This window comes from Saccharopolyspora antimicrobica (genome assembly GCF_003635025.1).
Taxonomy (GTDB): domain Bacteria; phylum Actinomycetota; class Actinomycetes; order Mycobacteriales; family Pseudonocardiaceae; genus Saccharopolyspora; species Saccharopolyspora antimicrobica.
Genome location: NZ_RBXX01000002.1, coordinates 3,090,752 through 3,111,139, shown reverse-complemented (window position 1 = coordinate 3,111,139; position 20,388 = coordinate 3,090,752). Strand labels below are relative to the sequence as shown.

General features: G+C 71.5%; 14 protein-coding genes. 9 read left to right on the top strand and 5 right to left on the bottom strand.

Annotation, left to right across the window (positions count from 1 at the left end; genetic code table 11):
- Positions 1-28: 28 nt before the first annotated feature.
- Positions 29-1,459: a type VII secretion protein EccB gene (gene eccB, locus ATL45_RS15185; RefSeq protein ID WP_256258595.1), complete on the bottom strand. Its 1,431-nt coding sequence runs from the start codon at positions 1,457-1,459 to the stop codon at positions 29-31.
- Positions 1,460-1,799: 340 nt separating this feature from the next.
- On the bottom strand, positions 1,800-3,170 hold the full coding sequence (gene eccD / locus ATL45_RS15180) for a type VII secretion integral membrane protein EccD (RefSeq protein WP_093159591.1): 1,371 nt from the start codon (positions 3,168-3,170) through the stop codon (positions 1,800-1,802).
- A 297-nt stretch (positions 3,171-3,467) separates the two neighbouring features.
- Here eccD and eccCa point away from each other — a divergent pair, with 297 nt between their 5' ends.
- Positions 3,468-7,406, top strand: coding sequence for a type VII secretion protein EccCa (eccCa, locus tag ATL45_RS15175; protein WP_093159588.1), 3,939 nt, complete (start codon positions 3,468-3,470; stop codon positions 7,404-7,406).
- A 146-nt stretch (positions 7,407-7,552) separates the two neighbouring features.
- Entirely contained in the window at positions 7,553-8,275 is a 723-nt protein-coding gene (locus tag ATL45_RS15170) for a response regulator transcription factor (RefSeq protein ID WP_246025359.1), read from the top strand.
- Between the two features lie 126 nt (positions 8,276-8,401).
- On the opposite strand, the gene ATL45_RS15165 is transcribed toward ATL45_RS15170, so the two are convergent.
- Entirely contained in the window at positions 8,402-9,193 is a 792-nt protein-coding gene (locus ATL45_RS15165) for a sensor histidine kinase (protein WP_170210248.1), read from the bottom strand.
- 241 nt (positions 9,194-9,434) lie between these two features.
- On the opposite strand from ATL45_RS15165, the gene ATL45_RS15160 reads away from it, so the two are divergent.
- Together ATL45_RS15160 and ATL45_RS15155 are read left to right on the top strand one after the other, a co-directional pair.
- Positions 9,435-12,635 carry a right-handed parallel beta-helix repeat-containing protein gene (locus tag ATL45_RS15160; RefSeq protein ID WP_093159583.1) on the top strand — a complete coding sequence of 1,067 codons (3,201 nt, stop codon included), beginning with the start codon at positions 9,435-9,437 and terminating at the stop codon, positions 12,633-12,635.
- Between the two features lie 318 nt (positions 12,636-12,953).
- Positions 12,954-14,057 (top strand): S8 family serine peptidase, encoded by a 1,104-nt coding sequence (locus ATL45_RS15155; RefSeq protein WP_170210247.1) that lies wholly within the window; start codon positions 12,954-12,956, stop codon positions 14,055-14,057.
- 210 nt (positions 14,058-14,267) lie between these two features.
- Here ATL45_RS15155 and ATL45_RS15150 read toward each other — a convergent pair whose 3' ends face one another.
- Positions 14,268-15,200 carry a DMT family transporter gene (locus tag ATL45_RS15150; protein ID WP_093159578.1) on the bottom strand — a complete coding sequence of 311 codons (933 nt, stop codon included), beginning with the start codon at positions 15,198-15,200 and terminating at the stop codon, positions 14,268-14,270.
- Positions 15,201-15,377: 177 nt separating this feature from the next.
- On the opposite strand from ATL45_RS15150, the gene ATL45_RS15145 reads away from it, so the two are divergent.
- The 3 genes from ATL45_RS15145 (at position 15,378) to ATL45_RS15135 (ending at position 17,536) form a co-directional block, all read left to right on the top strand.
- Positions 15,378-16,025 (top strand): superoxide dismutase family protein, encoded by a 648-nt coding sequence (locus ATL45_RS15145; RefSeq protein ID WP_093159576.1) that lies wholly within the window; start codon positions 15,378-15,380, stop codon positions 16,023-16,025.
- Positions 16,026-16,112: 87 nt separating this feature from the next.
- Positions 16,113-16,721, top strand: a complete 609-nt coding sequence (locus ATL45_RS15140; protein WP_093159573.1) for a TetR/AcrR family transcriptional regulator — start codon at positions 16,113-16,115, stop codon at positions 16,719-16,721.
- Entirely contained in the window at positions 16,718-17,536 is an 819-nt protein-coding gene (locus tag ATL45_RS15135; protein ID WP_439332456.1) for a YqeB family protein, read from the top strand. The genes ATL45_RS15140 and ATL45_RS15135 overlap by 4 nt, the downstream gene beginning before the upstream one ends.
- Here the strand turns inward: ATL45_RS15135 and ATL45_RS15130 are convergent.
- Positions 17,533-18,363, bottom strand: coding sequence for a YobF C-terminal domain-containing protein (locus ATL45_RS15130; protein ID WP_093159571.1), 831 nt, complete (start codon positions 18,361-18,363; stop codon positions 17,533-17,535). The genes ATL45_RS15135 and ATL45_RS15130 overlap by 4 nt on opposite strands.
- A 177-nt stretch (positions 18,364-18,540) precedes the next feature.
- Here ATL45_RS15130 and dusB point away from each other — a divergent pair, with 177 nt between their 5' ends.
- Both dusB and ATL45_RS15120 read left to right on the top strand, forming a co-directional pair.
- Positions 18,541-19,689 (top strand): tRNA dihydrouridine synthase DusB, encoded by a 1,149-nt coding sequence (dusB, locus tag ATL45_RS15125; protein ID WP_177242106.1) that lies wholly within the window; start codon positions 18,541-18,543, stop codon positions 19,687-19,689.
- A 65-nt stretch (positions 19,690-19,754) separates the two neighbouring features.
- Positions 19,755-20,141: a hypothetical protein gene (locus tag ATL45_RS15120; RefSeq protein ID WP_246025358.1), complete on the top strand. Its 387-nt coding sequence runs from the start codon at positions 19,755-19,757 to the stop codon at positions 20,139-20,141.
- The last annotated feature ends 247 nt before the right edge of the window (positions 20,142-20,388 follow it).

The window sequence follows — 20,388 nt, the reverse complement described above, 5'->3', positions numbered from 1 at the left end:
TCCCAGAACAGGGACGTGGCCGGGTGTTTCAGCACTGCGCGGGCGTCACCGGCGGCAGTTCGGTCACCGGCAGACCGGCCTTCGCCGGGTCCAGCGCCGGGCCGGTGGGCAGCTGGTCGACGAGCATCGCGGGCATCGCCACCGCGGCCGTCGCGTAGCCGAGCCTGCCCGCCACGTCGCTGGACGGGACCGGGTACTTCACGCCGTTGTCGGCCACCAGGAAAAGCGTCGGCGTGGGCACGTCCCCGGTGGACAGCACCGAGACCAGCACGCCGCTGCCCGGCACGACTCCCACCCGGTCCGGGCGCGGGCAGGACACGGTGATCCCCGGTAGCGGGACGACCGGGTTCGCGGTGTCGGTGAGCTCCTTCGGCAGCAGCGACACGCTCGTCGACACCGGCGGGCCGGGCTCGGTGGCCACGCACAGCGCCTGCTCGTCGTCCTGCACCAGCACCGGCGGCGCGTCCGGGAAGGCCCCGTTCCGCGTCAGCTCGCTCTTGGCCGCCGACGGCGCACCGTTGGCCGTGAGGTCGTTGGCGCCGATCCGCCGCGGCTCCACCGGCTGCCCGCCGTAAGCGGCCGCCTGCGTGCGCGGATCACCGCTGATCAGCTTGAACAGCGTGTCGGTGAGCGGCACCAGCCCGGCCTTGGTCAGCAGGTACGGCTCGCCCGAGGCGTCCTGGAACAGCTGCCCGATCACGCTCGGCGCACCGGCCAGCTGCGGCCCGGCCTCGCCGCGGCCGTCGATCTCCGGGGCGACGAGGTCCGGCCCGGTGGGCAGCGCGTTGAGGAATCCGGCGGGCACCGCGATCGGGTCGGTGGTGCCGTAGCCGAGGGCGGCCGGACCCGCCGAGGCCACGTCCATCCGCAGCTTGTGCCCGGACCACACCAGGAACACCGTGCCGTCCGGGCCCGCCACCAGCGCGCCGTCGGTGGCCGTCAGCGGCTCGCCGTCGAACTCGCCGACCAGCATCGCGAAATCGCGCCCGCCCTGCGCGGGCGAAGCGCAGGACAGCCACGGATCGCTGCTCAGCGCACCGAGGGTGGGCAGGCCGTCCGGCGCACCGGGGATGCCGATCGGCAGCCCGCGCGGCGTCCCGGCCAGCGAGTTCGCCGACACGGTGTGCACCTGCATCTCGGCGCCGGCCAGCAGCCGGGCCGAGGCCTGGTTGAGCACCGGGTGCAGCACGCCGTTGACGTACTGCCACCGCGCGCCGGTCTCCTTCTCCACCACGACGGCGCCCGCCACCTGCCAGGACGTCGCGCCACCGGGCTTGATCAGCCCGAACAGGAAGGTCCCGAGCCCGAGCAGGACCGACACGACGACACCGATGACGATGCCGCGCGAAGTCCGCCGCTGCGGCGTGTCCGGGATATCCGGATCGGCCCGCAGCATCCCGGCGCTGAGCCGTCCCATGACGAACATGTGCGCCTGAACCTGATCCCGACGCGACTGCACACTCCCACGCCCTTACCCATCTCGTGAACATTGAGGACGATCCACCCCACGAGCACGAACGCCCTGACCGAACCTGAAGTCGTACGCCTGGCGGAAACCGCTCTCCCCGCGGCGAACAGCGACCGCGGAGCACGACCGGACCCGCGCGGTGAGGGCCGCATGCGCCGCAGGCGCATAACCCACCCCACAACCAGCACCGCCGCGGGTTCTCAGAGGCTGCCTGGCGAGGACAGCCCGTTTGCCGTGTATTGGGCATACATAAAAACGGGATCCCGCAGCCAGGCAGCCTCTGAGGTTCCGCTACCCGCACCGCCACGCAAAACGAGCCTGGAATCACCCACTAGCCGTTGAAGGCTCTGATCCAGCCGAATACGCCTAGCACCGTGAGCATCAGGGGGATCAGGCTCACTGCCAGGACCACGTGCAGGATGTCTGCCGCGCGTCCCCAATACGGGACGAGGCGGTTGCCCGGGACCGTCCAGCCCGCGACCATCAGCGCCGTGCCCACCAGGGCCACGCCCGCGAACACCAGCAGCCTGCCGAACAGGTCCTGCATGGACAGCGCCAGCACCAGGACGGTGCAGCCGAGCAGACCGGGCAGCACCACCGAGAGCCGGTGCCAGATGCCGCCCACGTCGCGCCCGTGCAGCAGCAGGATCGCGCTGAGCACGCCGGCCATCGTGTAGGTCGCCCAGTGCGGTTCGGTGAGCAGGCCCACGACCGCCGTCATGCACACCGCGCCCACCGCCAGGTACAGCGAGGTCATGTACCGGTCGGCGATCGCGGCGCGCTCCAGCACGTGGCGGCTGGCGTGCGGGTCGATGCCCTCCTGCAGCTGGTCGGCGTTCGTCGGCAGCGGCGGCATCTTCAGCCCGGCGACCCGGAACGACAGGCCGGGCACGAACGCACCGAACAGCACCGCGATCAGCGCGGTGGCCGACACCGCCTCGGCCAGCGTGCCCGTCAGCAGCGACAACAGCGCCGTGATCAGGCCGAAAGCGCAGGTCACCAGCACGCCGAGGAAGGCGTGCGGGTGGGTTCCGGAGGCGGCCAGCGCCAGCACCGCGCCGCCCGCGGCGGTCGCCGACGCGGCCAGCAGCACCGCCATCCCGGACGCCTCGGGGCCCGGCGCGAGGAAGCCCGCCAGCGCGAAGTAGGGCACCGCCGCGAGACCGAACGCCGTGCCCGCCATGGCATCGCCGACGGCCCGGGAAGCCGATCCGGACGCGGCCAGCAGCAGCATCGCCGCCACCCCGGCGGCGATCGCGCGCACCAGCGAGTCGCCGGGCAGCAGCAGGCCCAGCCAGATGATCCCCGCCGCGACCAGCGTCGAGGCGTGCAGCAACCGCTTGGTGGCGGCCGGTTTCCAGGACCAGGGCCGGTCCTGCATGCCCGTGGCGACGCCGTCCACGAGGTCGTCGAAGTGCACCGCGGGCATGGCTTCCTGCCGCGAACGCAGGTAGAGCGTCTCCCCGTCCTGCAGCCCGAGGGCCTCCGGGGTCGACTCCTCGTCCAGCGGCTCACCACCCACGGCCTGCAACACCCAGCCGCCGTGCTCCAACCCGGCCTCTTCGACCTGGGTGCCCGCGTAGCTGATGATGGTCGGCATCAGGTCGATCAGCGGCACGTCCGTGGGCACCGCGAGATCGAAGTTCCGATCAGGCGCCCGGATGGACAGTCGGCACAGACCCGCGACTGCGCTGGTGCTCACGCCGGTTCACGCTCCCTTTTCCCGCGAGGAATTCGAAAAGAGCGGCGGCGCCGGGCACCGGACCCATGCTTCGGATGCCCGACGCCGCCACACGAAATGCCTCGATCGCCGGGGGACAGTTGCTTTCGAGGCCGGAGCGGCGGCGCTGCAGCAGGTTCATCTCCGCCGTCGTCCTGGGAAAACCATAGGGCCTGGCCCGGTAATCGCGCTGTCGCCGATTTACGTGACCTGAAAATCCCCGGTCCTCAGTGGAATTCTTCTCCCGTCACAGTTTTCCCCAGCGGGAAGGGAATCCGCGTGAGCGTCACGCTGTTCCGCCGTCCTGAACGGCAATCCGGTCCGCCGATGCCGTCCGGCGAGCTGACCCTCCAGGAACCGCCGGAGCTGCCCGAGGTCCAGGGCGGGTTCTCCGGGATGATCACCTACCTGCCGATGGCGCTGAGTTCGCTGGCGATGGTGATGATCTTCCTCCGGCCCGGCATGGGCGGTGGCGGCACCATCATGTACTTCGCGATGGGCATGATGGTGCTCGCCGCGCTCGGCATGCTCGCCGCGAACTTCCTGCGCGCCGCCTCGGAGCGCAAGCGCCAGATGACCGGTGCCCGCCGCGACTACCTCCGCTACCTCGGCCAGGTGCGCCGCCAGGTGCGCAAGACGGTGGTGGCGCAGCGCCACGCGCAGCGCTGGCGGCACCCCGACCCGAGCGCGGCGTGGTCGCTGGTCGGGACCTCCCGGTTGTGGGAGGTGCGGCCGGACCACCCGGACTTCGGCGAGGTCCGCCTCGCCGTCGGCGACCAGCAGCTCGGCACCACGATCGCGCAGCCGACCACCAAGCCGATCGAGGACCTGGAGCCGCTGTCCGCGCACGCGCTGCGCCGGTTCATCCGCGCCTACTCCACTGTTCCGGACCAGCCGGTCCCGGTGTACCTGCGCGCCTACGCCCGGGTGCTGCTGCGCGGCGACCTCGACGCCGCCCGCGGCATGGTGCGCTCGATGATCGCGCAGCTGGCCGTGCTGCACGCGCCGCAGGACCTGCGCATCGTGGTGCTGGGCCGGGAGCTGCAGGAGTGGCAGTGGACCAAGTGGCTGCCGCACTGCCTGCACCCCACCGACACCGACGGCGCCGGCCCGGTCCGGCTGGCCGCCGAGACCGTCGGCGAGCTGGAGGGCCTGCTCGGCGAGGACCTCGCGGGCCGCCCGTTCTTCGACCGCGACGCGATGCCCACCCGCGACGAGCCCTACGTCGTGGTGGTGCTCGACGGCGCGCAGCCCGCCACCAGCAGCCGGATGGCCACCAGCGGCTACCGCAACACCACGGTGATCGACCTCGGCGGTTCGCTGGACTGGCAGAGCGATCCCCGCACGCTGCTGCTGCAGGTCAACCCCGACAGCGTCGACCTGGTGCGGATCGGACGGGCGGGCAAGGAGGACACCTCCCCGATCGGCAGGCCCGACTTCCTCAGCCAGCTGCGCGCCGATTCGCTGGCCCGGCTGCTCTCGCCCTACCGGCTGGCCATCTCCACCGACACCACCGAGCCGCTGGCCGCCGACTTCGAGCTCACCACGCTGCTCAACATCGGCGACCTGCGCACCCACGACCTGGCCAAGACCCAGGCCAGGCGGGCCTCGGGCGGCGCCCGGCTGCGGGTGCCCATCGGCGTCACCGGCGACGGCTCGCCGATCGAGCTGGACATCAAGGAATCCGCGCAGGGCGGGCAGGGCCCGCACGGCATGCTCATCGGCGCCACCGGTTCCGGCAAGTCCGAGCTGCTGCGCACCCTCGTGCTCGCGCTGGCGCTGACGCACTCCTCGGAGACGCTGAACTTCGTGCTCGTCGACTTCAAGGGCGGCGCGACGTTCCTCGGCCTGGACGAGCTGCCGCACACCTCGGCGGTCATCACCAACCTCGCCGACGAGGCGTCGCTGGTGGAGCGCATGAAGGACGCGCTGCACGGCGAGCTGGTCCGCCGCCAGGAGCTGCTGCGCAAGGCGGGCAACTACAGCTCGGTCACCGAGTACGAGAAGGCCCGCGCCGAAGGCGCCGACCTCGACCCGCTGCCGACCCTGTTCGTGGTGGTCGACGAGTTCAGCGAGCTGCTGGCCGCGCACCGCGAGTTCATGGACCTGTTCGTGATGATCGGCCGCCTCGGCCGAAGCCTCTCGGTGCACCTGCTGCTGGCCTCCCAGCGGCTGGACGAGGGCCGCATGCACCAGCTCGAATCGCACCTGTCCTACCGGATCGGCCTGCGCACCTTCTCCGCGATGGAGAGCCGCGGCGTGCTGGGCGTTCCGGACGCCCACCAGCTGCCCTCGCAGCCCGGCGCGGGCTACCTCAAGACCGATGTGGACACCCTGACCCGGTTCAAGGCCGCCTACGTCTCCGGCGCCTACCGGCAGGCCCGGCGCGAGATCCGGCAGGCCGTGGTGGCCCGGCAGATCGTGCCCTACAGCACCTCCTACGTCCCGCAGCGCGAACTGCCGATGCCCGAGGAACCGGAGGCGCCGCAGGAGGACAGCGGCGAGTCGCTGCTCGAAGTCGCCGTGCAGCGGCTGCACGACTCCGGCCCGCCGGCGCACCGCGTCTGGCTGCCGCCGCTGGAGGTCTCGCCGACGCTGGAGCAGATGCTGCCGCAGCTGAGCATCGACCCGGAGCGCGGTCTGACCACTGTGGACGCCGCAGAGCGCGTCCTGCAGGTGCAGCTGGGCATCATCGACCGGCCCTTCGAGCAGCGGCACGAACCGCTGCTGGCGGACCTGTCCGGAGCGGGCGGGCACGTGCTGATCACCGGCGGCCCGCAGAGCGGCAAGAGCACCCTGCTGGCCACCCTGATCACCGCGCTCGCCCTCACCCACACCCCGCGCGAGGTGCAGTTCTACTGCCTGGACTTCGGCGGCGGCATGCTCTCCTCGCTGGCCGGCCTGCCGCACGTCGGCGGCGTCACCGGCCGCCTGGACACCGAGCGGATGATGCGCACCATCAACCAGGTCAACGCCCTGCTGGAGGAGCGCGAGCAGAAGTTCGCCGAGTGGGGCGTGGACTCGATGGGCACCTACCGGCGGCGGCGCGCGAAGGGCGAGTTCGCCGACGAGCCCTACGGCGACGTGTTCCTGGTGGTGGACGGCTGGACCACGATCCGCCAGGACTTCATGGACCTGGTCGCGCAGTTCACCCTGCTCGCCACCCGCGGCCTGAACTACGGCATCCACGTGGTGATCGCGGGCAGCCGCCCGGGCGAGGTCGCCGCCGGGCTGCGCGACCAGCTGACCACCCGGTTCGAGCTGCGGCTCGGCGACCCGGTCGAGTCGGCGATCAACATGCGCGCCGCCGGGACCGTCCCGAAGATCCCGGGCCGCGGCCTCACCGACGACCAGGCGCACTTCCTCGCCGGCGTGCCCCGGCTGGACGGCCCCGGCGAAACGGCGGAGGGCACCCAGGAGCTGATCACCACCATCGCGTCGGCCTGGCACGGCCCGGCCGCGCCGCGGGTGAAGATGCTGCCCGCCGTCCTCGACGTCACCGAGCTGCCCGCCGCGACCGGTCAGCTGCGGGTTCCGCTCGGCCTGTCCGGTGAGGACATCGAGCCGCTGTGGCACGACTTCGCCCAGCACCCGCACCTGCTGATCGCCGGCGACGACGCCACCGGCAAGACGAACCTGCTCAAGCACGTCGCCGCCGCGGTCGCCCGCCAGTACACCCCGCAGGAAGCGCGGATCACCTTCGTGGACTTCCGCCGCGAGCTGTTCGACGTGGTGCCGGAGGAGTACCGGCTCGGCTACGCCGTCTCCAAGGACCTCGTGCGGGAGGCGGTGATGGGCTCGTCCCGGGCGATGCGGGAACGCCTGCCCGGCCCGGAGATCAGCCCGGAGCAGCTCGGCAAGCGCGACTGGTGGAGCGGCCCGGAGCTGTTCCTGATCGTCGACGACTACGACATGCTCGGCGCCGACCAGGGCGACAACCCGTTCCTGCCGATCCTCGACTGCCTCGCGCAGGGCCACGAGATCGGCCTGCACCTGATCGTCGCCCGCAGCGCCAACGGCCTGTCCCGCGCCATGTACGACCCGCTGGTGCGGCGGATGCTGGAGGTCAACACGCCGGGCGCGCTGCTGTCCTGCCCGCCGTCGGAGGGCCAGGCGTTCCACGACGCCAAGCCGCGGAAGCTGCCCCCGGGCCGCGCGCAGTACATCACCCGGCGCAAGACGGTCCTGCTGCAAACCCCGTTGCTCAAGGCGGAATGAGGCGGGATTCCCGACCCGGCGTGCGATTTCGTGGGAACTCGGAGCTCCGGATTCCCGCGAAATCGCACGCCGGCCTCGGGTGACGGTGGGTGGTCGGCCGCGCACCGGTTAGGCTCTGATCCGGTCGGCTTGATCGGAGGCGTGCGGTGAACATCGGACCGTCCGGTGCGCAGCGACGGCACCGGGTGCTGGTGGTCGAAGACGATCCGATGATGGCCGAGGTCATCGCCAGCTACCTCAACCACGCCGGGATGCTGGTGGCGGTGGCCGCCGACGGCGTGATGGCGCTGGACGGCTTCCAGGCGTTCAACCCCGACCTGGTGATCCTCGACCGGATGCTGCCCCGGCTGGACGGCACCCACGTCTGCCGCAAGCTCCGCGAGCAGAGCTCGGTGCCGATCATCCTCGTCACGGCCCTGGGCGAGCAGGACGACCGCATCCACGGCTTGGAGCTCGGCGCGGACGACTACGTCACGAAGCCCTTCAGCCCGCGCGAACTGGTCCTCCGCGCTCAAGCACTGCTCCGCCGCTCAGCGGGGAACACCGCCCAACCGCAGCCGGCGCCGCAAACCCGCCAGGTGGAAGACCTGGTCATGGACCTGACGACCCGCCAGGTCACCAAGGCGGGCAAACCGCTGCGCTTCACCGGCCGCGAGCGCGACCTGCTGGACTTCTTCTTCGACCACCCCGGCGAGACCTTCCGCAAGGACGAGCTGATGCAGCGCGTCTGGCAGTGGAAGGTCGGCGACTCCTCGATGATCAGCGTCTACGTCCGCCGCCTCCGCGAGAAGATCGAAACGGACCCGGCCAACCCGACGATCATCAACACGATCTGGGGAGTCGGCTACCGCTTCGGCCCGGCGTCCTGACGACCCGGCCGGTCCGAGGTTCCTGGGGTTCGACCGCTCACCACCACCCGGACGGCAGATCCGGATCGCCCTGGCGCGGGGTGGTGAACCTCCGCGATTTCAAGGTGACCACGGGACCGGTTCGGTTCAGGGAAGACCCGCGGGGAGGCGGGTGGTGAAGCGGCAGCCGTCGGTCACCTGGTCTATGCGGACGTCGCCGCCGTGGGCGCGGATCAGGCCGCGGGTGATCGCCAGGCCGCTGTCCGCCGGTTCCGCCGCCAGGTCGAGTTCGGCCATCCCGCCGCAGCCGTCGACCACGATCACCTCGATCTCGTTGCCCGACACCACCGCCGTCACCGTCACCGGTTCGCCGGGCACCGTGTGGCGGACCGCGTGCATCACCAGGTTCGCCAGCGCTCGGGTCGTCACCGCGACGTCCACCAGCACCGGGTCGGTCGCGCTGTCCAGGCCGACGCCGTGCAGGCGCACGCCGCGCTCCAGCGCGACCGGAAGTGCCGCTGCGAGCGCGGAATCCAGCAGGTCGGCGAGCCTGGCCGGGGTGCGCTGCACGCTGTCGACCTGCAGGCGGGCTAGTTCGAAGAGGTCGCTGGTGACGCGGTTCAGGCGTTGCGCGCCGCCAATCAGGCTGTCCAGGTAGCGCTCGGGTTCCTGCGCCACGCCGTCCTTCAGGGCCTCGGCGGCGCCGCGGATGTTGGCCAGCGGGGTGCGCAGTTCGTGGGAGATCGCGGTGATCAGCTCGCGTTGCGCGCGCCGGAGGTCGGCGCGCTCGTGCTCGGCTTCGATCAGCGCGTTGCTGGTCGCGGTGAGCTCTTGGCGCAGCCAGCGCACTTCCGGCGTTGTTTGGCGGCGCGACCAGCGGCCCAGCAGCCAGCCCGTCGCGCTCGACGCCACGCAAGCCGCGACCAGACCCCTGCTCACCCTGGCCACGTTCGGTCACCCCTAGTGCGTTCGCCGAGTTCGGGCGGCTCCGGTGCCCTCCGATTCGTCCGCACCATTTAACCCTCCGGTAACCCTGCGCGGGCAGTCCCATGAATAGGGGTCTGCGGGCTACGTAGTTGGGACTACAGCGACCGGGGCATACCGGGCAGGCTGGGAACACCGTTTCGACTCAAGCGGTTCCGGGTTCGCGCCCGGACGCGCGGTGGCTGGAGGAGTATCTGTGGCGCGGCCTGTGCTTTCCGTTCGAGCCGAGGGATCCGACGGGCACCGGACCATTGCGGCGGCGTTGGAGCAGGCCCGCCCCGGATCGGTCATCTCGGTGCACCCCGGCCGCTACCAGGAGAACCTGGTGATCACCAAGGTGGTCACCATCATCGCGGCCGAGGGTTCGCGGACCGTGGAGCTGTCCCCGGTGCGAGGCAGCGCGGTGCGCGTGGTGTCCGAAGCCGTGCAGCTCAGCGGGCTGGTGCTGCGCGGCCGGGATCCCGAACTGCCCACTGTGGACGTTCCGCGCGGGCAGGCGGCGATGGACGACTGCGAGGTGGCCGGTTCGGCCTGGACCGCGGTGCTGGCCCGCGAATCCGGTTCGCTGGCGATGCGGGACTGCCGGGTCACCAACGCGGCGGGCGCCGGGATCGTGGACACCTCCGAGGCCGGCAGCGTCGTCGAGGACTGCGTGATCGAGCACCTGGGCAGCTCGGCGATCGTGATCAGCGACCGCGCCGCGCCCACGATCCGCCGCTGCGTGCTGCGCGACAGCCGCGGCAACGGCGTCTGCGCGAACGCCGATTCGCGCGGCACCGTCGAGGACTGCCAGATCTCCCGCACCGACAAGCCCGCGATCGCGCTGGAGGCCAACAGCAGCACCACGATCCGCGGCACCTCGGTCAAGGACGTGGCCATCGGCGCCTACGTGCACAGCCAGGGCCGCCCGACGCTGCGGGACTGCTCGTTCACCGGCACCCGCGAGCACGGCGTGGTGGTGCTGGGCGGCAGCGAACCGGTGCTCACCGGCTGCCGCATCGGCCGCACCAAGGCCAACGGCCTGCTGATCACCGACAAGGCCAAGGGCAGCTACGAGGAACTGCGGATCTTCGGCACCCGCAAGGCCGCCATCGAGGTCGGCGAGCTGGCCGGACCGATCTTCCGCGACACCTCGGTGCGCGACTGCGCGGCGGACGGCGTGGTGCTCACCGAGGAGTCGGTCGCGGAGTTCGAGCGGCTGGAGGTGCACGACGTCGAGGGAACCGGGATCACCGTGCGCGCCGGGGCGAACCCGATGCTGCGCCGGATCACCGTGCAGGACGTCCGCGGGGACGGCATCGCGGTGTTCGGCGGGGGGCACGGCAGGCTGGAGGACGTCGAGATCGGCGGAATCGCGCGCACCGGCCTGCGCATCGGCGAGGACGCCGACCCGTCCGCGGACCGCGCGGTGATCCGGGCGGCGACCGGCGTGGCCGTCGAGCAGGGCGGCACCGGGCTGCTCCGGGAGTGCGAGATCCGCGACTGCTCCGGCGACGGCGTCACCGTCGCCGACCACGCGGATCTGACCCTGCTGCGCAGCAAGGTCGTCAAGAACGACGGGCACGGCGTGCTGGTGCACGACGGCGGCCGCGCCACCCTGGAGGACTGCGAGCTGCTCGACAACACCCGCGACGGCGTCCGGGTGGAGAGCACCGAGCACGTCGCGGTGACCAACTGCACCGCCACCGGCAACGGCGGCGCGGGCGTGCACACGCCGGACAGCTCCCGGCTGGAGATCGAGAACCTGGACAGCCGGGACAACGCCGGAACCAGCGACGCGGAGGCCGGGCCGCTCACCGAACTCGCCGCGCTGGTCGGGCTGGACGGGGTGAAGCAGCAGGTCACGACCCTGGTGAACCTCACCGAGATGGCCAAGCGGCGGGAAGCGGCCGGGCTGCCCGCGCTGCCGATGAGCCGCCACCTGATCTTCGCCGGGCCGCCCGGCACCGGCAAGACCACCGTGGCCCGCCTCTACGGCGAGATCCTCGCCTCGCTCGGCGCGCTGCGCAGCGGGCACCTGGTGGAGGTGGCCCGCGCCGACCTGGTCGCGCAGATCGTCGGCGGCACCGCGATCAAGACCACCGAGGCGTTCAACAAGGCCCTCGGCGGCGTGCTGTTCATCGACGAGGCCTACACGCTGAACGCGCAGGAGGGCGGCGGGCCCGACTTCGGCCGCGAAGCGGTGGACACGCTGGTGAAGCTGATGGAGGACCACCGCGACGACGTCGTGGTCATCGCCGCCGGGTACTCAGAGCAGATGGACGGCTTCCTGGCCTCCAACCCGGGTCTGGCGTCCCGCTTCAACCGCACCGTCGAGTTCGAGAACTACGCGGTGCCCGAGCTGGTCACCATCGTGGAGCGGATGTGCGAGGCGCACAGCTACTCGCTCGGCGAGGGCACCCACCAGGCGCTGGAGCGGCACTTCGGCCGGATGCACCGCGGCCCCGACTTCGGCAACGGCCGCGCCGCCCGCAAGCTGTTCGAGGAGATGATCGACCGGCAGGCGGTCCGGCTGGCCGGGCTCCCCGACGCCGACCAGGACGAGCTGTCCCGCATGCTGCCCGCCGACATCGGCGCGGAACCCGAGGCCGCGGAGCCGGACAAGCCCTCGGCGCTGACCCGGTTGCGGGAGATGACCGGCATCCCGTCGGTGAAGTCGGCGGTCGAGGACCTGGTGAACCTGCTGGCGGCGAACCGGCAGCGCGCCGCGGCCGGGCTGCCGACGCCGAAGATCAGCCACCACCTGGTGTTCGCCGGCCCGCCCGGCACCGGCAAGACCACCGTGGCCCGCCTCTACGGCGAGGTGCTCGCCGACCTGGAGGTGCTGCCGACCGGTCAGCTCGTCGAGGTCAGCCGCGCCGACCTCGTCGGCAAGTACATCGGGCACACCGCGCAGCTCACCCGCGACGCCTTCGAGCGGGCCCGCGGCGGCGTGCTGTTCATCGACGAGGCCTACGCGCTGACTTCGGCCGGTGGCAACGACTTCGGCCGCGAGGCGATCGACACGCTGGTGAAGCTGATGGAGGACCACCGCGACGAGGTGGTGGTGATCGTGGCGGGCTACCCGGCGGAGATGCGGGACTTCCTGGCGACGAACCCGGGCCTGGGCTCCCGGTTCTCCCGCCACGTCGAGTTCGCCGACTACACCCCGGCGGAGCTGGCCGACATCTTCGACCGCAGCGCCCGCACCAACGGCTACGAGTGCGGCGAGGACGTCCTGGCGGCGCTGCGCCGCCACCTCGAGGAGATGCCGCGGGACCGCAGCTTCGGCAACGCCCGCTACGCCCGCCAGCTGCTGGAGTCCACGATGACCCGCCAAGCGGGCCGCCTCAGCACCCTGCCCAACCCGACCCTGGAAGACCTCCGCAACCTCCACCCGGAGGACCTCCCGCTCTGACCAACCAACACACCTCGGCGCGTCGTCCCCCGACACGCCGAAACAACGCAATTTCAATGGAAATCTCACGTCCAATTTCAATTGAAATCGCACACCACCCCGGCACCGAGCCTCGGCGCCCGGAGCTCGGAGCTCGGAGCTCGTGGCCAGTCGGTGGTGGTCGTGGTCGGTGGTGCTCGGTGAGCGTGGCCGGTTTCCGTGGTCAGTGGCCGGTGTTGGTTCAGGTGAACCCTTTTCCGGGACGTGTCGGCGGTGGTTCGGGCGGCTTAGCTTCGAGGCGTGCGAAATGGCTTTCGGTTGTTGGCTGTTCTCGGTGCCGTGTCGGCGCTTTCGGCCCCGGTGGCGGTCGCCGCTCCGGAGCTGCCCGCGATCTCCCCGGTGCTGCGGTCCCACCAGGAGTGCCGCACCGGGTCCACAGTGGAGCTCAACGAGAAGCCGTGGGCGCAGGCCCAGCTCCGGCCGGAGCGCGCCTGGCCGCACGGCAACGGCGCGGGCGTCACGGTCGCCGTCGTCGGCAGCGGCGTGGACGCGACGTCCCCGGCGCTGGCCGGCCGGGTGACCGGCGCCGGTCCGGACTGCGTCGGCTACGGCACCTTCGTCGCGGGCATCATCGCCGCCGCGCCGCGCCCCGGCGGCGGCTTCTCCGGAGTCGCGCCGGGCGCGCGGATCCTGGCCGTGCAGGCCACCGACCAGCAAGGCAACGCCACCGCGGACAGCCTCGCGGGCGGCATCCGCCAGGCGGTCGCGGGCGGTGCGCGGATCATCTCGGTGGCCGCGGAAACAGCCGCTCCGAGCGACTCGCTGGCCGCCGCGGTGCGGGAGGCCGCAGCCGCCGGCGTCGTCGTGGTCGCTCCCGCGTCGACCGGCACCGGCGAGGAGGTCGTGCCCGCGTTCCCCGCCGCCTACCCGGAAGTCCTGTCGGTCGCCGCGATCGACCCGAAGGGCGCCCCGGCCCTGGTCGCACCGGGCATCAAGGTGGACATGGCGGCCCCGGGCGTGGCGATGACGGGCATCGGCCCGCGCGGCAACGGCCTGTTCATCTCCGGCGGAGACGCCGTCGCCGCCGCGCAGGTCTCCGGCACGGCCGCCCTGGCGCTCTCCTACCGCCCGAACCTGACCGGAGCCGATCTCGCCCGCCGCCTGCGCGACACCGCCTACCCGCCGCCGGGCGGCGCCCCGCACCCGCTGCTGGGCAGCGGAGTCGTAGACCCGACGACCGCGGTGACCGCGGAATTCCCCACCGCGGAAGGAAAACCGCCTACCATCCCGGCAGCGGTGCACATGCCGCCGCCGGTGAACCCGACCCCAGACATCACCGCCGCGATCGTGGCAACCGCCGCCGCGCTCGTGATCGGTGCCGCTGCCGCACTGGCGGTCATCATCCCCCGCGGCCGGAAGCGCCGCTGGCGCCCAGCCCCCTGACAGCTCCGTCCGCCCTGGCAACGGACTCACGCAATTTCAATTGAAATCAGACGTCCAATTTCCATTGAAATCGCGTGAAATCCGACGCGCCGTCGGCGTGTCGAGTGCCCGACACGCCGACGGGGTGCGCAACTTCAATTGAAATCGGATACCTGATTTCCATTGAAATCGCGCCACCTCCTGGACGTGCCGACACCCGCGCGGTGCCGCTCACCGGCCCGGGCTGGGCTCGACCTCCGGGGCCTCCACGAGCTTCACCCGGCTGACCCGCTCGTGCCAGCCCAGCGCGGCGACCATCACCACCACCAGCACGAACCCGGCCCACTGCGTCGCGCTCAGCTCCGCCCCCAGCACGAACACCCCGATGATCGCCGCCGTCGCCGGGAACGACAGCTCCGCCAACGTCGCCCGCGCCGCGGGCGTGGTGCTCAAACCGACGTAGTACAGGCCCAGCGCCAGCAGCCCGGGGATCAGCGCCAGCAGCACCAGGCCGAACGCGTTGTCCCAGCCGACCGCCACCGGCGAGCCGCTGACCAGCAGGACCACCGCAGCCGCGGGCAGACCGATGGAGAACCGCAGCGCGGTCACGTCCCGCGCCGGGATCCGGCGGCTCACGTACCGGCCCAGCACCGTGCCCGCCGCCCACAGCGCCGCCGCGCCCAGCGCCAGCAGCGCGGGCACCACCTGCGACACCTCGATGTGCAGCGGATCTTCGAACGCCAGCAACCAGGCCCCGACCAGCGCCGGGACCGCGAACAAGAAGTAGCGCCCGGTCAACCGCTCGCGCAGCAGCGCGTAAGACGCCACCGCGGCGAAGATCGGCTGCAACTTCTGCAGAACCAGCGGCGTCACCGGATCGCCGAACTTGAACGCGGTGGTGAACAGCGCGGTCGCCAACGCCGACGAACCGACGCCGACGGTGATCATCGCGATGCGCTCGCGCGGCCCGCAGGCCAGCAGCGCGCGCCACGCGCGGGGCAACAGCGGCGCCAGCAGCAGCACGATGATCACGTGCTCCCAGAACACCACGCTGGCCGACGGGAGCGTCGTCGCGAGCGGTTGCCGCCACAGCGCGTCCGTGCCCCACATCGCGGTGGCCAGCGCCACCAACCAAGTCCGGTCCGCACCCCGCGCCAACGCCATGCCGCCAACCTAACCGCGAATCGATCTCGCATTCGCCCCGGTTCACATGACAGGACACCGCGAGCAGCCCGTCCTAGGCTCAATCCGGAGAGACCCACCTATGCCCGTGGCCGCGAGATCGACATCGCGGGCAGAATCGACACTGCTACAGCCGGTGACGGATAAGGACGGATACCCATGCCCCAGCAGCGGACCCGACTGCTCAGTTCGATCTTCGGCGCGTGCGCGGCGGCCGCGCTGGTAGCGGGGTGCGGCGGCCAGCCCGAGCCCGCCGAGGAGGGCACTCCCGAGGAACACCCGCCGGGCCACGAGCAGCAGACCCCGGGCCAGGAGCAGCAGACCGCCGAGGCCGCGCGCACGGCCGCGACCTACGGCACCTTCGCGCCGGACGCCAAGGCGGTCACCTACGACCCGGCCCTGGTCCCGGACGGCGCCAAGGTCGACCTGGCCTCCGAGCGGACCAACGGCACCACCAAGATCACCGTCGAGCTCGAGGGCCTGGTGCCCAACCGCGCGTACGGCGCGCACGTGCACACCAAGCCCTGCGGCCCGACCGGCGAGGACGCCGGCCCGCACTTCCAGGAGAAGGCGGACCCGGTCAAGCCGTCGGTGGACCCGGCCTACGCGAACCCGCAGAACGAGGTGTGGCTGGACTTCCACACCGACGCGGAGGGCAACGCGACCGCCACGACGGAGGGCACCTGGTCGTTCGACACCCGCCAGGACGCGAACTCGTTCGTGATCCACGAGAGCCACACGCACACCGAACCGGGCAAGGCGGGCACGGCCGGAGGCCGCCTGTCCTGCCTCAACGCCAAGTTCTGACGACGGAGGGCGCTCGCGCGTGCGGGCGCCCTCTCTTCAGCTCCCATTCTTTAACTGACCAATCAGTTAATCTGCTAGCGTGGTGGCATGGCCCGGACCGCCGATCCCGAACGCGCTGCCGCGCGGCGCGAAGCGATCATGCGCGCCGCGATCGCGCTGTTCGCGGAACGCGGCTTCGAGAGCACCTCGGCCGCGGAGATCGCGAAGGCCGCCGGGCTGAGCTCGGGCAGCGTCTTCTACTACTTCGCGGACAAGCGGGCGGTGTTCCGCGCGCTCTTCGAACGGGACCTGCCCGCCGCCCGCGAGCTCGTGGCGCGGCACGCCACCGGTGCCGACCCGGTGGCCTCGCTGCTGGCGATGGTGGACGTGCTGGCCGCGGACGCGATGGATCCGCTGGCTCCCGGGATCATGGTCGAGCTCGTCCGGCAGGTGGACAAGGACCCCGAACTCGCGCAGCTCATCGCCGAGACCGCCGCGACCCAGCACGCGGGCTTCGCCGCGCTGGTCGAACGCGGCATTAGCGACGGCTCGATCGACCCGGAGCTGGATCCCGGCGAGGCCGCGCAGTGGATCCAGGTCGCCATCGACGGCGCGTTCCTCAACGCCGATCCCGACCACGATCCGCGCCCGATGCTGCGCCGGATGATCACCCGATTCCTCTCCCGACCGTGCGACCACGCCGGAGACCACGCATGACACCCCCTTGCGTGAACAAGGGGCAGGAGTCCTACTCAACCGCACCTCAGGGGACCGTGATGCAACCCAGCCACAAGAAATCGCAAAACGCGAGAACAACGCCGAACGCGGCCACCACTGAAAATTCCGGAGAGGCGGGACAGTCCACCACCCTCCGCCTGCAGAGCTCGGTGCTCTGGGCGCTGGGGATCGGCTGCGGCGCGCTGGGCCTCGGCCTGGGCTTCCTGGTCAAGCCCCTGGTGAACTGGATCGTCGACCTGATCGGCGACGCCCCCGGCCCGCTGCGCCTGGCCGCCGAGCTGCCGACGGTCTGGGCGGTGCCGGTGCTGACCGTCGTCGGCCTGCTCGGGGGCGCCTGGCTGGCGGTCGAGGCGAAGAAGGAGGCCTTGGAGCTGACCGTCGACCCGGCGGGCGTCCACCTCAAGCAGGACGGCGCCGAGCGGTACCTCCAGCGCGACCGGATCGACGCGGTCTTCCAGGACGGCAAGGAGCTGGTCTTCCTGGACGCGACCACCCGGCAGCTGGCCCGCCACAAGTCCTCCGACCTGTCGAAGACGCAGGTCCGCGAGACCTTCGAGCGCTACGGCTACCCGTGGGCGGGCGCCGCCGACCCGCGCGAGAACGAGTTCCGCAAGTGGGTGGACGGCCAGCCCGGCCTGGACGAGGAGGCCAACGGCCTGCTCCGCTCCAGGGCCCGAGCCCTCACCGACAAGCAGCGCGGCGCAGCGGCCGACCTCGCCGACCAGCTCCAGGCCATCGGAGTGGTCCTCCGCGACCGCGACGACACCCAGCAGTACCGCCGGATCCCCGGCTAGGCCAGCTGCCGCCGCAAGGCGTCGTAGGTCGGCGCGAGCTCCCGCAGGATCCCGGCGGCCTCGCGGTCCTCGCCGATGACCAGCGGATGCTGGAGCGAGCCGACCAACCGCGCCTGCTCGGAAGCCACGGCCGCGGCCCCGGTCGATCCGATCCGCTGCAAGCACGTCGCGGCGTCGGCCAGCCGCCGCGTGCCGACGCGGACCGCGAAGTGCACCAGGTGCCCGCGCAGATCGGCGCTGCATCCGGCTTCGACCTGCTCCGCCAGCCCGAGCGCGGCGTCCCCGCTGCCCGCGCGCAACCAGTGCCTGGCCCGGTCGAGCGACGCGCGGATGGCCGCCTCCGGCTCGACCTGCGCGGTCCGGCGGAAGTCCGCGCGCAGCGTGAACGGCTCGCCGTAGTCGACCGTGTCGGCCCGCCAAGCGGCGACGAAGTCCGCCACCGGCAGCCGCGAGTGCGGATAGCCCTGCGGATCGTGGAGGTGGACGTGCTCGTCGTCGATGCCGAGCACCACGACGTAGTGGTCGGCACCGATCGGCCCGGTCATGCTCGGCTGGTACCGCAGGTGCCCCATCTCGACCGGCCCGACCATGACCGGCCCCACCGCCACCCGCTCGGCCAGCCGCGCCAGCGCGGCATCGGCCGAACCGCCGCTGGTGGTCTCCGCGACCCACCCGAAGGCCGCGAGCGCATCGTCCACCCCGATCCCGGGATCCCACCCGGGCGGATCGAAGAACGGCAGCTCAGGCCCGGCGAGCTGCATGCCGAAGGGGCTCCCGGTCACGGTCTCGACGACCCCGACGTCCGGAGCCCCGCTCCCGAACATCATCACCAGACAGCTGGAATAGCAGTAAGGACCAGATCCGACATAAGCGATCACCCCGCCAACCTGGCAGTTTTCGGGCCTGAACACCACACCCGGAGTCGCCGGGCCACCCCGCGCGAACCGCGCGACAGGTCTCACCAGGGCCGAGGGGGATGAAGGTCGTTCAGGGCATCAGCGACAATGAGAGGCGTGACCGCCACTTTGTCCAAGCCCGCCTTGAGGATCGGCCCGCACCAGGTCGATCCGCCGGTGGTGCTCGCGCCGATGGCCGGGATCACCAACGTCGCCTTCCGTCGGTTGTGCCGGGAGTACGGCGCCGGGCTCTACGTCTGCGAGATGATCACCAGCCGGGCGCTGGTCGAGCGGCACCCCAAGACGCTCGAGATGATCACCTTCGACCCCGACGAGCACCCGCGCTCCATGCAGCTCTACGGGGTCGACCCGGTGACCATGGGCAAGGCCGTGCAGATGATCGTCGACGAGAACCTCGCCGACCACGTCGACATGAACTTCGGCTGCCCGGTGCCGAAGGTGACCCGCAAGGGCGGCGGTTCCGCGCTGCCGTACAAGCGGCGGCTGTTCGCCGAGATCGTCCAGGCCGCCGTGCGCGCCGCCGAACCGGCCGGGATCCCGGTGACGGTGAAGTTCCGCATCGGCATCGACGACGACCACATCACCTACCTCGACGCGGGCCGGCTGGCCGAGGAGAACGGCGCGGCGGCGGTCGCGCTGCACGGCCGCACCGCGGCCCAGCGCTACTCGGGCACCGCGGACTGGACGGCGATCGCCCGGCTCAAGGAGCACGTCAAGACCATCCCGGTGCTCGGCAACGGCGACATCTTCAGCGCCGACGACGCGCTGCGGATGATGGCCGAGACCGGCTGCGACGGCGTCGTGGTCGGGCGCGGCTGCCTGGGCCGCCCGTGGCTGTTCCGCGACCTGCAGGCCGCCTTCGCCGGCGAGCCGATCCCGGAGGGGCCCAAGCTCGGCGAGGTCGCCGGAGTGCTCAAGCGGCACGCCGAGCTGCTGGCCGACCACATGGGCGAGGAGAAGGGCCTGCGCGACCTGCGCAAGCACATGTCGCAGTACCTGCGCGGCTTCCCGGTGGGCTCGGACCTGCGGCACCAGTTCGGCCTGGTGTCCAGCCTCGGGCAGCTGGACGACCTGCTGGCCGGTCTCGACCCGGACGTGCCGTTCCCGACCGACGCCGAGGGGCCGCGCGGCCGCCAGGGCTCGGCGGGCAAGGTCGTGCTGCCGGAGGGCTGGCTCGACGACCCCGACGACATCACCGTGCCCACCGCGGCGGAGATCGACCACAGCGGCGGCTGACCACCCAGATGCCGAAAACCGTTGCGCGCAGCCGATTCCGGCCGAGCGTCCTGATAGGAGCGTCGGTGTTCGCGACGGCGTGCGCGGCACCGCCGGAGGAGCCCGCCGCGGTCGGCATGGTCGAGCGGTACTTCGCGGAGAACAACGCCGCCGCGCGGTCCGGGCCCGCGGCGCAGCAGGAGTTCTTCCGCCGCACGCAGCACCCCGACTTCACCGACCTGAGCTGCGACCTCGGCGACACCACGGTGGAGCTGGACCCGGCGATGTCCACCCTGCGCCCCGATCCCGGCTACGCCCCGGACGGCCTGCCGCCGCGCGGCGAGATCTGGGTGGTCGGCGTGGAGGTGACGACCCGGACGGCGGGCACCGTCACCGGCCACCAGATCGGTTCGCAGCACCTCGTCGTGCTGGACGGGCGGCTCCGCGGATTCGCCCCTTGCCCGAACGGATGATTGATTGCGTGATCAAATGCCGGTAACACCGCAGCGGGTCGGCGCCGATGAACCAGCAATGCGGTGGCGATACGTACGTGTTGCTCTGCTCGTCCGTGCGGGTGGGTCCGTTCCGTTTCGCTTCCACATCCACCGCGCGCCCGGTACACATCCTAGGCAGCTGGGGATTCGAACGGTGCTCGTCAATTCGGGCTGGGCTAGGGGGTCAGCCGGTTGAGCGAATTGGGCGAGAGCCGAGTCAGACCAG